Origin of the sequence: Bacillus sp. SRB_331, assembly GCF_003264175.1 — a bacterium.
Classification (GTDB): Bacteria; Bacillota; Bacilli; order Bacillales; family Bacillaceae_G; genus Bacillus_A; species Bacillus_A mycoides.
Genome location: NZ_NADV01000029.1, coordinates 383682 through 396542, shown reverse-complemented (window position 1 = coordinate 396542; position 12861 = coordinate 383682). Strand labels below are relative to the sequence as shown.

Genomic DNA, 12861 nt, shown 5'->3' with positions numbered 1-12861 from the left:
AACAGGAGTAACAGGAATAACAGGAGTAACAGGAATAACGGGAGCAACAGGAGTAACAGGAATAACAGGAATAACAGGAATAACGGGAGTAACAGGAATAACGGGAGTAACAGGAGCAACGGGAGCAACAGGAGTAACAGGAATAACCGGCCCAACGGGAATACCGGAAACAATCACAACAACAAACCTATTATATTTTACTTTTTCAGATGGGGAAAAACTTATATATACTAATGCAGATGGTATAGCACAATACGGTACAACACAAATCTTATCACCAAGTGAAGTTTCTTATATTAATCTATTTATAAATGGAATTCTTCAACCACAACCTTTTTATGAAGTTACAGCTGGTCAGTTAACTTTATTAGATGCTGAACCACCCTCACAAGGATCTTCAATTATCCTACAATTTATTATTATCAATTAAAAAGGACAGATTTCCTATAAAGAGAAATCTGCCCTTTTTGTTCTAAATTTGGTTAGTTAAAATTAAGTGACGATAAATTCAATTGTAATTGGAATTCCACCGTCTAATACATCTCCGCCAGGAATTATAATAGCACCAGTAGGACCTGTGGTGACACTGGAGTTCACGCTAGGTTGAATTATGCCGTTTACATAGAGGTTGTAATACGTAAAAGTCGGAAAGGCAGTTGCAGTAGTACCGGCATCGTTTAAACAAGCTGTTGCAGCAATTGCAAAAGCTGCACCTGTTCCTGTTCCAGCTCCTAGTGTAGATGTAAATCTTCTAGAAGCGATAAATGGTTGAATAATTGGCAATTAAATTTCACTCCTTTAATTATTTTTTGAACGAAGTATAGAATAACTTGTCCACTATATTGTATGAAAGTTTTTTATAATAGAAACGGCTTCATGATTATAGAAGGAACAAAATATTAGTAAAGGTATCATTTTTAATTATTTGAAAGAATGATGTTGTTACTTGTGGAATATATGCTAATGATTTATTTATGTTTTAATTTTTAAATGAAAATGTGCTTTTGGACCTAATAGATAAACGTGGAAAAATAAAATAAACTCTTAAGTTTAGGTGTTTAATCTAAGCAGTCAATTATTAAAAACATATAATTAATATGTGAGTCATGAACATAATTAAATTACGTTTTCAAGTTTGATTATAATTCATGTTTCCTATTTTAAGAGAAACATATAACTCAACTACTTTTTACAATCGCATCTTTTATAGTTCTTAGAATAGGAAAACACTCAACTATAAGAAAAGTAAGGAGGAAATAAATGTCAAATAATAATTGTTTTGGTCATAATAACTGCAATCCGATTGTTTTTTCAGCAGATTGTTGTAAAAATCCACAGTCAGTTCCTATTACTAGGGAACAATTAAGTCAATTAATTACTTTACTAAACTCACTAGTATCAGCTATTTCAGCATTTTTTGCAAATCCAAGTAATGCAAACAGATTAGTGTTACTCGATTTATTTAATCAATTTTTAATTTTCTTAAATTCCTTATTACCTTCTCCAGAAGTTAATTTTTTGAAACAATTAACTCAAAGTATTATAGTTTTATTACAATCTCCAGCACCTAATTTAGGACAATTGTCAACATTATTGCAACAATTTTATAGCGCCCTTGCACAATTCTTCTTTGCTTTAGATCTTATCCCTATATCCTGCAACTCAAATGTTGATTCTGCAACTTTACAACTTCTTTTTAATTTATTAATTCAATTAATCAATGCTACTCCAGGGGCGACAGGTCCAACAGGTCCAACAGGTCCAACAGGAGCAACAGGAGCAACAGGAGCAACAGGAGGCGGAGCAACAGGAGCAACAGGAGCAACAGGAGCGACAGGAGCGACAGGAGCAACAGGAGCAACAGGAGCAACAGGAGCAACAGGAGCAACAGGAGCAACAGGAGCAACAGGAGCAACAGGAGCAACAGGAGCAACAGGAGCAACAGGAGCAACAGGAGCAACAGGCCCAACAGGAGCAACAGGTCCAACAGGCCTAACAGGAGCAACTGGTGCAACAGGAGGCGGAGCTGTTATTCCGTTTGCATCAGGTGGACCAGTAACGTTAGCAACTGTTTTAGGTGGATTAGCAAACACAGGAGCACTTCTTGGATTTGGAAGTTCATTCTTCCCTGTAATTGTCCCACCTGGTGGCCCAATTACTATAGGTCCTGTACCTCCAGTATTTGATTTCGCATTTGTAGCTCCTCGCGCAGGTACAATTACTTCGTTAGCAGGATTCTTTAGTGTAACTGTAGCGGTTGCTTTAGCATTAGGAAGCATACAAATTCAAATGCAGTTGTACAGCGCACCAGCAGCAAGTAATACTTTCACGCCAGTAGGTACACCGTTACTATTAACACCAGCATTCAGTGGTCTTATTGCTATCGGTGCTACTTCGAGTGGTATTAGCGCACAAGCAATTGCGGTCGCTCCACAAGATAAGATATTACTTGTTGTTTCATCAACTACACCAGGTTTTGATATAGCTACTGCTATTACAGGATTCGCAAGTGCAGGGATAACATTCGTCTAAGCATCGCGTCTTAAATGGTGAGCATTGAAAAAAGGAATACTCTTTTTAAGAGTATTCCTTTTTGTATAGCTAAAAAAGATCTTATTTATTTTTATTACAATTACATCCTTTTTTCTTTACGTAGCCTTGTTGAGCTAAATCTCTTTCCGATTGGGAACTGGAAGATTGAGAATTCGAAGATTGAGAGGACGCTGATGAACTACTATTTCTATTATTAGAGTAGTTTTTTCGATAGTTATAATTACTCATAGTGCTATCACCTCCAATGAAATATATAAATATTATATGTATGTACTCTATTAATTGTTACGAAAGAGAATACGTAATTGGTATATAAATAAAAAATCTCCGAGGTATTTTCCAAGGAGATGAATAATTTTTTTGCTAGTAATGACTGAATTTAATACCCCCAATAAGGAGGGAAATAGTATGAGTCTTGGTAATATAGATCTTGTTGTTGAGAAGGGGCTTGAGTTGATTGGTTTATCGTTCCTCGGTTTTGATTACAATTTGTTGGTGGTCCAATTACTGTAGTAGATTGAATTGGAGATATGGCTTGTTTCCATTGTTGTTCATCAAGACAATAAGTATGGGCCATCATATTGGCAGGAGTTAATCTTAAAATATCAGATCCAAAAATAACTTCTGGTGTTGGGGCATTAAAAATGGCTAATAAATGTGTGTCATCTGTTGTGGCGATTTCATAATGCCACCAAGCTTGTGGAATGTTGGCAACTTGGCCTGGTTTTATTGGTAAGTTTAATATTTGATTCGTAAATGGGTTAAGTAAAGAAACAACTGCAGATCCTGAAATACAGTAAACGAGTTCAGCTGCATTTTGATGAATATGTGGTTCTACAACATTCCCTGTACTTAAATAAATATCTAATAAAGAAGTATTTTCTAAAGTATTTACTTGTTTCATGCCAAGTACATTTATATAATTTTGGGCATCTTTCTTAAAAAAATTACTTTTACTTAAATCATGAGTGAAATTAGTTGAGGGGGAAGTGTAGTCGATATTAGAAGTCAATTGTATTACCCGCCTTTCCTATGTTTTAATGCAATCTGAAATTAGGGTATGAGTCTAGTTATTGAAATGTGAAAGTGAGGATGGTTTTAGTTCGTTAAATAATAAAGTTGCAAGTACATATGCAGTATGATTGAATTTCGATGAAATAGTATAAAATAAGTTTGGTTGCGAGAAAAAGCTCCTTTAATTACAATTAATGTAATTAAAGGAGCTTTTTTATTAGTTAATAAAAAGGGAGTGTGGGAAATGAATAATCTAATTATAAAAGAGTTAGAAGTTGAATTGAAAAATCACTTTAAACCATTTTTGAATGCACCTGCAACAATAGAAGAAATTCAATATGTCGAAAGCGAAATGGGAATTTCGTTTCCAGATGAATTACGTATGCTTTATCTCACGCATAACGGTGAAGTTAAATCGGGACCAGGATTGTTTTTTGGTTTGCCATTTCTCTCTTTAGATGAAGTTTTGAATGAGTGGAGAGTATGGAAAAGAATTGAAGAAGAGGAGTTTTTAAATTTTGATGCATTTTCAATACCAGCAAAATGTATTAAGGAAACATATGTGAATTACAAATGGATACCTATTAGTAAGGATTATGGCGGTAACAATATAGGAATAGATGTTGATCCGGATGAAAAGGGGGAAATGGGACAAGTTATTAATTTTGGACGAGATGAAGAAGTAAAATATGTAATGGCAAATAGAATTTCAGATTTTTTACTATTTATTTTACAAACGCTAAAAGATAAAAATTTCACCATTCACCAAGAGGAAGACTATTTATATTGGAGTTATGGTGCTAACAACAATATACATTTTTTAGACGCATTATTTAATATTGAATTACCTGTTTTACATCCTCAATTTATATTTCAGTCTGAAAATAATGTTAAAGATTGGTACGATAGTTTAGATGGAGAATGGAAAAACATTGTGGGTTCTTCTGAACGTGCGGATAAATTTATTAGAGAGAAGAGACTATATTTAGGTGGAAAGGGATTAGTAGATATTAGTCCATTACATATATGTACGGAAGTAAGGGAACTAATTTTATCTGGAAATGAAATTAAAGATTTAACAGGATTAGAACGAATGAATTCTTTAAAGAAGTTATATTTAGTTAATAATCCGGTGCAAGATTTAACGCCAATCATACATTTACAGCACTTACAAGAAATGAATATAAAGAATACGAGGATAAATAATCTATCGGCACTTGTAGAAATATCATCATTAAAAAAATTAGATTTTTCACAGACTAATATTCAAGATTTTTCGTTACTATCGCAGTTTCAAAAGTTAGAATCGCTTACTGTACATATTTCAAATCGCGAGCAGCTCTATGCAATTTCAAAAGTAGATACTTTAAAGCATTTGTATATTTTAGGTTTAGAGAATGTTAGTGGATTGGATTTACTTGTTTTACAAAATTTAAATGACTTAATAACAATTGAATTTGAAAATAGTACCATTGATAATTTAAATTGCTTTCAACATAATACGTCAATTCAAAATATAAAGTTGAAAGATACAAAGGTAAAGGATGGATCGGCATTAGGTAGAATGAGAGGACTAAAGGAATTAGAATTAGATGGAGCAACAATTGAAAATATTGAAATGGTTTGTTGTTCTAAGTCATTAGAAACATTTACAGGCTCGTTTGAACAATTTCATATGTTAAAAGACTCATTTGATAGAAAAATAGATTTTTCAAAAATAATAGGAGAAATGAGTGAAGAAGAAAGTGAAGTTTGGTACCAGCATTTAAGTGATTAGAAAATAATATTATTATGTAAACAAGATTGTTTGTAGAAGTTGTCACTGTTACTATTTTGAAAATGTTCACCAACACTTTCTGGAATATAAATTAGTTTTAAGCCACTGTTTGACAGTTAATTCTGCAATGGAGTGGTTAGGAGAAATAAATTATGTGTAACTGAATGTCACATCCCTCCTAATTCGTTCGTCTTGTATGTAGAACGATAAGGAGGGATTTTATTATGAAAAATTTTGATGTAGCAATTGTTGGCGGGGGGCTTGCAGGGTTAACAGCATCTATATATTTAGCGAAAGAAGGAAGGAAAGTTGTTGTATTAGAAAAATCAAGCCGTTTTGGTGGCAGAGCGATGACAATAAATAAAAATGGCATATATATGAACCTTGGAGCACACGCTTTATACCGCGGAGGAGAAGCGTTCTTAACATTTAACGAGCTTGGTATGAATCTTACGGGAGGAATGCCGTCCACGAAAGCACACGGAATATGGAAAGATGACGTATATACTATCCCAACGGATTTTCGCTCCATTTTATCAACGCCGTTACTTTCATGGTCAGCTAAAATACAATTTTCTCGCCTTATGATTCATTTAGGGAAATTGGATATAAATATGATTCCAAAAATGAGTCTTTCTGTATGGGCAGAAAAAGAAATACAGGATCCTATGGTACGAAATATGTTTTATGCGCTATGCCGAACAACAACATATACGTTTGCTCCTACAATACAATTAGCATCATCTGTACTAAAGCAAATACAGCTGTCTATGAAAGAAGGAGTATTTTATGTAGATGGTGGTTGGGAGACGATAATAACAAAATTAAGAGATATAGCGAATAATGTCGGGGTGCAATTTTCGGCTAATAAACATGTTTTGGAAATAGAGCATTACGAAGATAAACAAAGAATACATTGTTTTGACGATAGGTTATTTGAAGTAGGTACAGTCATCGTGATGACTCCACCAAAAGAGGCTTGTAAAATAATAAAAGGTGCAGAAGGAACAAGTTTGTATAGATGGAGTGAACAATCGGTACCGGTTACCGTCGCTGCATTAGATATTGGTTTAAGACGCTTAACCAACCCTACACATCAATTTGCATTAGGGTTAGATCAACCTATATTTTTCACGAATCAATCAAGAGCAGCTAAATTAAGTGAAGATGGATCAATTGTAGTGAGTCTAATTAAATACCATAACCCTGTACTAGAACTGAATCATATTCAAGAAGAGAAAGAACAGTTAGAAAATATGATGGAATTGTTACATCCGAATTGGAAAAGAGAAGCTGTTGCACAGCAATATTTACCGAAAATTACGGTAGTACATGATTTTCCTCATATTGACCGTGTTGAAAAACCAGGCCCTAATATACCTGAAATGCCAGGTGTTTACGTTGCAGGAGATTGGGCTGGGCATGATGAAATATTAGCTGATGCTGCGGTAGCAAGCGGGAAACGTGCAGCGTTACACATTTTAAAGCAATTAGAAAGTGAGGCAGTTCATCATGGAAACGGAGCAATTATATGAAGCGTATCAACCATTATTATTTTCATTAGCATATAGAATCCTTGGGAGTGTTATGGACGCTGAAGATATCGTTCATGACGTATTTATCGCGGTAAATAATATAGAGGATGTTCAATCTATAGAAAATATGAAAGCATATTTGTGTAAAATGGCGACAAATCGTTCAATTGATACATTACGTTCGGTAGCGCATAAACGTAATGTATATGTAGGGATGTGGTTACCAGAGCCATTTGTGGAAGAGTCTGATGAGCCAGCAGAGTCATTTGTAATGAAAGAATCAATTTCTACGGCATATTTATTACTTTTACAACAATTGTCTGAGGTAGAAAGGGTTGTTTTCATATTAAGAGAGGTTTTCAGTTATGACTACGAGGAAATAGCTTCAATTGTTGATAAAAGTAGTGTGAATTGCCGGAAGATCTTTCAACGCGCACGAAAAAGTATTTTAGATAAGCCGAAGCAATCAACATTAAGTACGAAGAAAATGGCTGCCTATGTGGAAAAGTTTGTATCATCATTACAGTGTGGGGATACGCAAGGCATGTTAGAGGTATTAAAAACAGATGCGATATTTAAAGCAGATGGTGGTGGTAAAGTTACAACTGCAATTAATCCGATTTATTCTGCAGATAAAATTATACGTTTGTTCTTTGGAATTGCAAAACGATTGCCAGAAAAGTATAGTGTTGATTTCAAAATAGTAAATGGTGCACCAGGCGTTATAGTTACAATAAATAATAAAGTGACGTATGTACTTTCATTCATATTTGAGGATGAGAAAATCTCAAACATTTATATGATGGTTAATTCTGAAAAACTTATGCACTTAAATGTAATAGTATAAAAAAGACGCATTTCTTTAGAAGTGCGTCTTTTTTTTATTTTTCTAACATTTCAAGAGGTACATCTTTTTCGCCGGCTACCTCGAATTTAATTTCCCCGTCTTCTTCATAAATGCGTTTAATAATCGGTATAGTTATCATTAGTTTTTTATGCTGTTTACGTCTTCTAGCAGCATCTAAGTTAATCACGTTCATGTGTAAGCATCCTTTCTTACAGAAATATATAAACAAAAGAAAATGCGTCCGAAAAGGGCGCTTAGTTGAATTAGAAATACCGATTCATTTAAATGGGGTTTAGATTATCTTATAATTGAAAACTGATTGTAAAATAATGTGAATTAAATAATTGCACGTAGAAATTAACTTTACCAAAAAACGAAACAATATGCTATAAAAAATTTTAATTCTTTGTCGTATAACAGGAAAAAGGTGTGCATTTCGCATATAATGAAAAGTAGACGGGCATCATGTACTTTTTCATCATATTGCTTGGAAAGGCGATGGAGAAAATGAATAATCTAGATTCATTATTATTGCAACTTGAACAATATGGAGAAGAGCATGATCGACATAAAGAAAAAAGAGAAGAAAAATTAAGAAATATTTCTCGTGAAATGGGGCAGTTTTTATCAGTATTAGTAAAGGGGTGCAATGCAAAAAAAATTTTAGAAATTGGAACTTCAAATGGCTATTCTACATTGTGGCTAGCAAATGCGGTAGAAGAAACAAATGGAAATGTTATAACTGTAGAACTTTCTTCAGAACGGGTTGGAGAGGCACTTGGAAATTTTGAAAGGGCAAATCTTACACAGAGAATCGATATTCATAATCAAGAGGCTGGGGCATTTTTAGATTCGCAAGTAGATCGTTCATTTGATTTTATTTTCCTAGATTCAGAGCGCACGCAATACATGTGGTGGTGGGAACATATAAAACGTATTTTAGAGCCAAAAGGTTTTCTTGTAATTGATAATGCAACTTCTCATGCGGGGGAATTAGCTGGATTTATAAAGATGATTGAAGAAGACGTTACGTTTGAAACCGTGTTATTAGCTTTTCAAAAGGGAGCATTTGTTGCGCGGAAGAATAATTAGAAGTGGACCTAATATAATTATCACATTGAAAGATAGTATATGTCAAAAGATAGAGCATTGTATGAATTTAAGAAGGTAACTAAATGGAATTTCAAATTAATAGTCAGTGGTGATAAGTAAGGTAAGCTGTGAAGAATCCGTCTTCAGCATGTTGTTCTCTAGGTCTTAAGTCTGAGGAAAATAATGACGAGAACAGGTATACTTATACTATGAAACAGGGAATGACTGCATAAGCAGGTATTTCTTGAAAAATCGATTTCAAGCAAGCAAAAATGTATATGAAATACGATATATTAGATGAAATATAGTGCACATAAATTCGCACATATAAATAAAGGAGCGATTTTGTTGACTGAACTCGAGAAAAAAGAACCTGTATCGATTGTGAAAGATAATAATGTAGAAGTAGTAGTGGATACAGTAATAAAAGATGCAGAGCTTGAAGAACTGAATAAAGAAGCAGATCTTTATGTACAAAAGTTAAATAGCGAGCAAAATACAGATTTATCAAAAGTATTGTCGCAGCTAGGAGACTTAGGGGATAAAGAGCAGCAAGCGGCAGGACAAACGTTATCAGCTTTAAAACGTCCTGTGACAGCGATGATGAATGGAAAGAATGAAGAAATTCCAAATACATTGTTAGAATTACGAAAAGTGGTATCAGAACTTGATCCAAACTCATTAAAAGCAACTGGTATGAAGAAACTTATGTTTAAAGTGTTTAAGAAAAATCCGCTTGAAAATTACGTGCATAAATATCAATCTATAGATAAGCAAATCGAGGAGATTATAAGATCACTTCTCATTGGCCGTGATAACTTGCAAGAGGATACGGTTGGTCTTGAAATGTTAAAAGAGCAATCACACGATAAAATTCACGCTCTTGATAAACAAGTATACTTAGGAAGAAAACTTGCTGGTATGCTTGAAGCTGAGAAACAAAATCCAGAACGTCAAAGGGATATTCCGTTAATAAATGATGCATTAGAAAAGATACTTGTGCGTACTCGTAATATGCAACAAGCAAAAAGTGTATTATTACAATCTATCGCATCTGTAGACATCATTAAGAAAAATAATGAAAAGCTATCAGAGGCAATTCGTAATGCAATTACGATGACGCAAAACGTTATAACGGTTTCAGCTGCAATTCAGCTCGCATTAACAAATCAACGTAAAACAATTGATGCAGTTAATGCGACAAATGAAGCGATTGAATCAATGGTATTAAGCAATTCTCAAGCATTAAAACAAAATACAGAAGAAACAACAAAACTACTAGAAAATCCTGCAATTAGCATGGATAAATTACGTGAATCATTCCAAAATGTATTCGCTGCTATTGAAGCATCTGAGAAATCGTCAGAGCGTATTATTGAGTCTAGTAAGAAGTTTGTAATTGAACTTGACACATTTAATGATGAGATGAAGCAGAAACTCATTCAGCGTCCGAGGAAATAACAGATTATTTGAGGAGGTGAAAAAATGAGTTTCATTCAAGGAGTATTATTACTATTAGGGTCATTACTTTTAATCGCATTTACTGTCGTTGTTTTAGTTGTATACTTCGGACGTAAACTTTATTTTTCATGGACGAAACCATATAAGAGAGCGCAAGATTCTATTGAAAAATTATCGAACAAATCAACACCGTTTTTACAAGAATTTACGCAGCACCCACTCTTTTATCGCTGGATTCGTACAGAAGGGAAAAAAGAACAAAATACATTAAATACACTTTTCTGTTCATCGGGCCAACGTACGAGAGAGCAAGTTTTCTCAATGTTACCGAAAGAAAAGCAGAAAAAAGTGCATGTGATGGCAAAAACAACGAAAAAGCTTACGAATGAAGATATTGATATTGCAACAATGAAAGTGAAAGATTTCTTGAGACAAGAATCACAGCAAACTGTTAAACCGACAGACTTATCGTTCTATAAATTGTATTTCTATGATCGATATCCAGATGCATTAAATACAATTCAAGCATATAAACGCTCGATTAATCCTTCACTACAAAGAACGGTTGATGACATTACAATTTCAGTATTAAATGCACTTCCGTACTATCAAGAACAACGCATGTTTGAACAACAACATAAACTTGAAACGTTCTTAATGAAAGATTTAACAGCGATGTTATCATTAGTGGTACAATTACCACCATCACAACGTCCTGAAAAAGAAGAAGAACTAAAAATATACTTGCAAAATTTCCAAAAGGAAATGGAAGTAGTAGAGCGTGATATTCGTGACTCCATTGATCATGATTTGAATGTGAAGATGAGAGCAGCGACTGAGAAGTTTAAGAATAAATAAAAAAGGCGCCTTAAAAGCTAAGTATTTCTCAGCTTTAAGGCGTTTTTTTTTGAGATTTTATTTTGCCTTAACGGTAGTAAAACTAGAAGGAATGCTTTCATTATGCAATCGATCAACTGCAGTTACCACATACGTATACGTTTCTCCAGAAATAGCCGTTTTATCTACGTAAATTCCTCCAAGTTTTGTTTTTCTTACAGTAGTAAGTAAATGTTTTGGGTTTTGTATATCCACTTCATTTTTTCCATTCACACGGTAAATGGCGTAATAAGAAGAGTCATTATCTCTATTGTCAATTATTCCCACGGCAATACCTTCATCTCTTGGAATGGCACCTTTTAAAGTAGGTTGTTTTGGTGGATCATGATCAAGCCAAGGCATAGGTGGAATTAATGCAGGGTGTTTATATATGTCTTTTGAGAGTCTATCTTTAATTCCAAGTGGATTGTTATTTATATCTTTTAAACTGAAATGCATACTACCTTTTATTTGTGGATATTGATGGTTTAAAGCGATTTGCTTTGGATATTCTTCTGGCTCAGACCAAGCAGGCACAGAGTTGTTATTTATTTTATAAGCCGCTTGACCGATGTATAGGTGAATCGGTTTGTTATTTGTTTCTTTTACCCACCATTCTACTAATATATCATATGCAGCAGGTGTGAAACCTATATTCCAATATATTTGAGGTGTAATGTAGTCAATGTACCCTTTTTGTATCCACTCACGTGTGTCAGCATAAAGGTCATCGTAGTTTCTTTGACCTGCGCTTGTATTAGAGCCAGTTGGATCGTCAGCTATATTTCGCCATACGCCAAATGGACTAATGCCAAATTTCACGTATGATTTTTCTTGTTTTATAGCAGTATTTAAACCTTTTACGAGTTCATTTACATTATTGCGACGCCAATCTTCGATAGTTGAAAAATTCTCATTATTATATGATTCAAATGTTTTTTGATCAGGAAATTCTTCGCCAACTACTTTATAAGGATAAAAATAATCGTCCATATGAATTGCATCAACATCATAATTTTTTACGATTTCTAAAGCGCCTTCCGTTATAAAGTTTTTTACATCTGGAATACCAGGGTTGTAATATAGCTTCCCGCCGTAAGGTACAACCCAATCGGGATGTTGTCTTGCAGGGTGATTATTTGATAATCGATTTATATCAGTGTGATTCATCGTTATTCGGTATGGATTAATCCATGCGTGGAATTCTATATTTCTTTTATGTGCTTCTTCAATCATAAATGCGAGCGGGTCGTATCCAGGGTCTTTTCCTTGTGTACCCGTAATGTATTCAGACCAAGGACCGTAATTTGAAGGATAGAAAGCATCAGCAGTCGGTTTAATTTGTACAACGACTGCATTCATACCAGTGTTTTTTACATCGTCTAATAGTCTTATAAATTCTTGTTTCTGCTTTTCAATAGGTAAGCCAGTTTTTGAAGGCCAATCAATATTGAGAACAGATGCTAGCCATACAGCGCGTAATTCATGTTTTTTGTAAGTAGTATTTACTTCAGCATAAGTAGAGTGAGGGGAAATGAAAGAGAAAGGAGTAAACAATATGACGATACAGCACATCATTACTAAACGTTTCATAATCATTTATACGCCTCCCTATTATACGATTATTTAAAATAATATATGATGTTAGGTTGGCCCTGCAATTGAGAAAAATAAATATTGAAACATTAATTTAATAGGAAAAATAT

12 protein-coding genes are annotated in these 12861 nt (G+C 34.0%); 8 read left to right on the top strand and 4 right to left on the bottom strand.

Features of this window, described 5'->3' with window-relative positions; translation table 11 throughout:
* Positions 1 to 430, top strand: a 430-nt coding sequence (locus B5P42_RS32845; protein ID WP_258397514.1) for a DUF4183 domain-containing protein, incomplete at its 5' end; no start/stop codon positions are given.
* A 62-nt stretch (positions 431 to 492) separates the two neighbouring features.
* Here the strand turns inward: B5P42_RS32845 and B5P42_RS20315 are convergent.
* Positions 493 to 783, bottom strand: a complete 291-nt coding sequence (locus B5P42_RS20315; RefSeq protein ID WP_113735047.1) for a DUF4183 domain-containing protein — start codon at positions 781 to 783, stop codon at positions 493 to 495.
* A 477-nt stretch (positions 784 to 1260) separates the two neighbouring features.
* On the opposite strand from B5P42_RS20315, the gene B5P42_RS20310 reads away from it, so the two are divergent.
* On the top strand, positions 1261 to 2532 hold the full coding sequence (locus B5P42_RS20310) for an exosporium glycoprotein BclB-related protein (RefSeq protein WP_181458815.1): 1272 nt from the start codon (positions 1261 to 1263) through the stop codon (positions 2530 to 2532).
* Between the two features lie 400 nt (positions 2533 to 2932).
* Here B5P42_RS20310 and B5P42_RS20305 read toward each other — a convergent pair whose 3' ends face one another.
* Positions 2933 to 3565, bottom strand: a complete 633-nt coding sequence (locus B5P42_RS20305) for a cupin domain-containing protein (RefSeq protein ID WP_113735046.1) — start codon at positions 3563 to 3565, stop codon at positions 2933 to 2935.
* A 246-nt stretch (positions 3566 to 3811) separates the two neighbouring features.
* Here B5P42_RS20305 and B5P42_RS20300 point away from each other — a divergent pair, with 246 nt between their 5' ends.
* The 3 genes from B5P42_RS20300 to B5P42_RS20290 all read left to right on the top strand — a co-directional run bounded on the left by B5P42_RS20300 (position 3812) and on the right by B5P42_RS20290 (position 7726).
* Complete coding sequence (locus B5P42_RS20300) at positions 3812 to 5344, top strand: SMI1/KNR4 family protein (protein WP_016120195.1); 1533 nt, start codon at positions 3812 to 3814, stop codon at positions 5342 to 5344.
* A gap of 224 nt (positions 5345 to 5568) precedes the next feature.
* Positions 5569 to 6879, top strand: coding sequence for a phytoene desaturase family protein (locus tag B5P42_RS20295; RefSeq protein WP_113735045.1), 1311 nt, complete (start codon positions 5569 to 5571; stop codon positions 6877 to 6879).
* Positions 6857 to 7726 carry a sigma-70 family RNA polymerase sigma factor gene (locus tag B5P42_RS20290; RefSeq protein WP_113735044.1) on the top strand — a complete coding sequence of 290 codons (870 nt, stop codon included), beginning with the start codon at positions 6857 to 6859 and terminating at the stop codon, positions 7724 to 7726. The genes B5P42_RS20295 and B5P42_RS20290 overlap by 23 nt, the downstream gene beginning before the upstream one ends.
* A 34-nt stretch (positions 7727 to 7760) precedes the next feature.
* On the opposite strand, the gene B5P42_RS32090 is transcribed toward B5P42_RS20290, so the two are convergent.
* Entirely contained in the window at positions 7761 to 7919 is a 159-nt protein-coding gene (locus B5P42_RS32090) for a hypothetical protein (protein ID WP_002085567.1), read from the bottom strand.
* A gap of 305 nt (positions 7920 to 8224) precedes the next feature.
* Between B5P42_RS32090 and B5P42_RS20285 the strand changes: the two genes are divergently transcribed.
* The 3 genes from B5P42_RS20285 (at position 8225) to B5P42_RS20275 (ending at position 11137) form a co-directional block, all read left to right on the top strand.
* A complete protein-coding gene (locus B5P42_RS20285) occupies positions 8225 to 8818 on the top strand; it encodes an O-methyltransferase (protein ID WP_113735060.1) in 594 nt (197 codons plus the stop codon).
* A 348-nt stretch (positions 8819 to 9166) separates the two neighbouring features.
* Positions 9167 to 10279 (top strand): toxic anion resistance protein, encoded by a 1113-nt coding sequence (locus B5P42_RS20280; protein ID WP_002085564.1) that lies wholly within the window; start codon positions 9167 to 9169, stop codon positions 10277 to 10279.
* A gap of 24 nt (positions 10280 to 10303) precedes the next feature.
* The gene (locus tag B5P42_RS20275; RefSeq protein ID WP_002085563.1) at positions 10304 to 11137 is read left to right on the top strand and encodes a DUF3974 domain-containing protein; all 834 of its coding nucleotides are present in this window, start codon (positions 10304 to 10306) and stop codon (positions 11135 to 11137) included.
* Between the two features lie 57 nt (positions 11138 to 11194).
* On the opposite strand, the gene B5P42_RS20270 is transcribed toward B5P42_RS20275, so the two are convergent.
* Complete coding sequence (locus B5P42_RS20270; protein ID WP_113735043.1) at positions 11195 to 12754, bottom strand: glycoside hydrolase family 10-like protein; 1560 nt, start codon at positions 12752 to 12754, stop codon at positions 11195 to 11197.
* Positions 12755 to 12861: the final 107 nt, after the last annotated feature.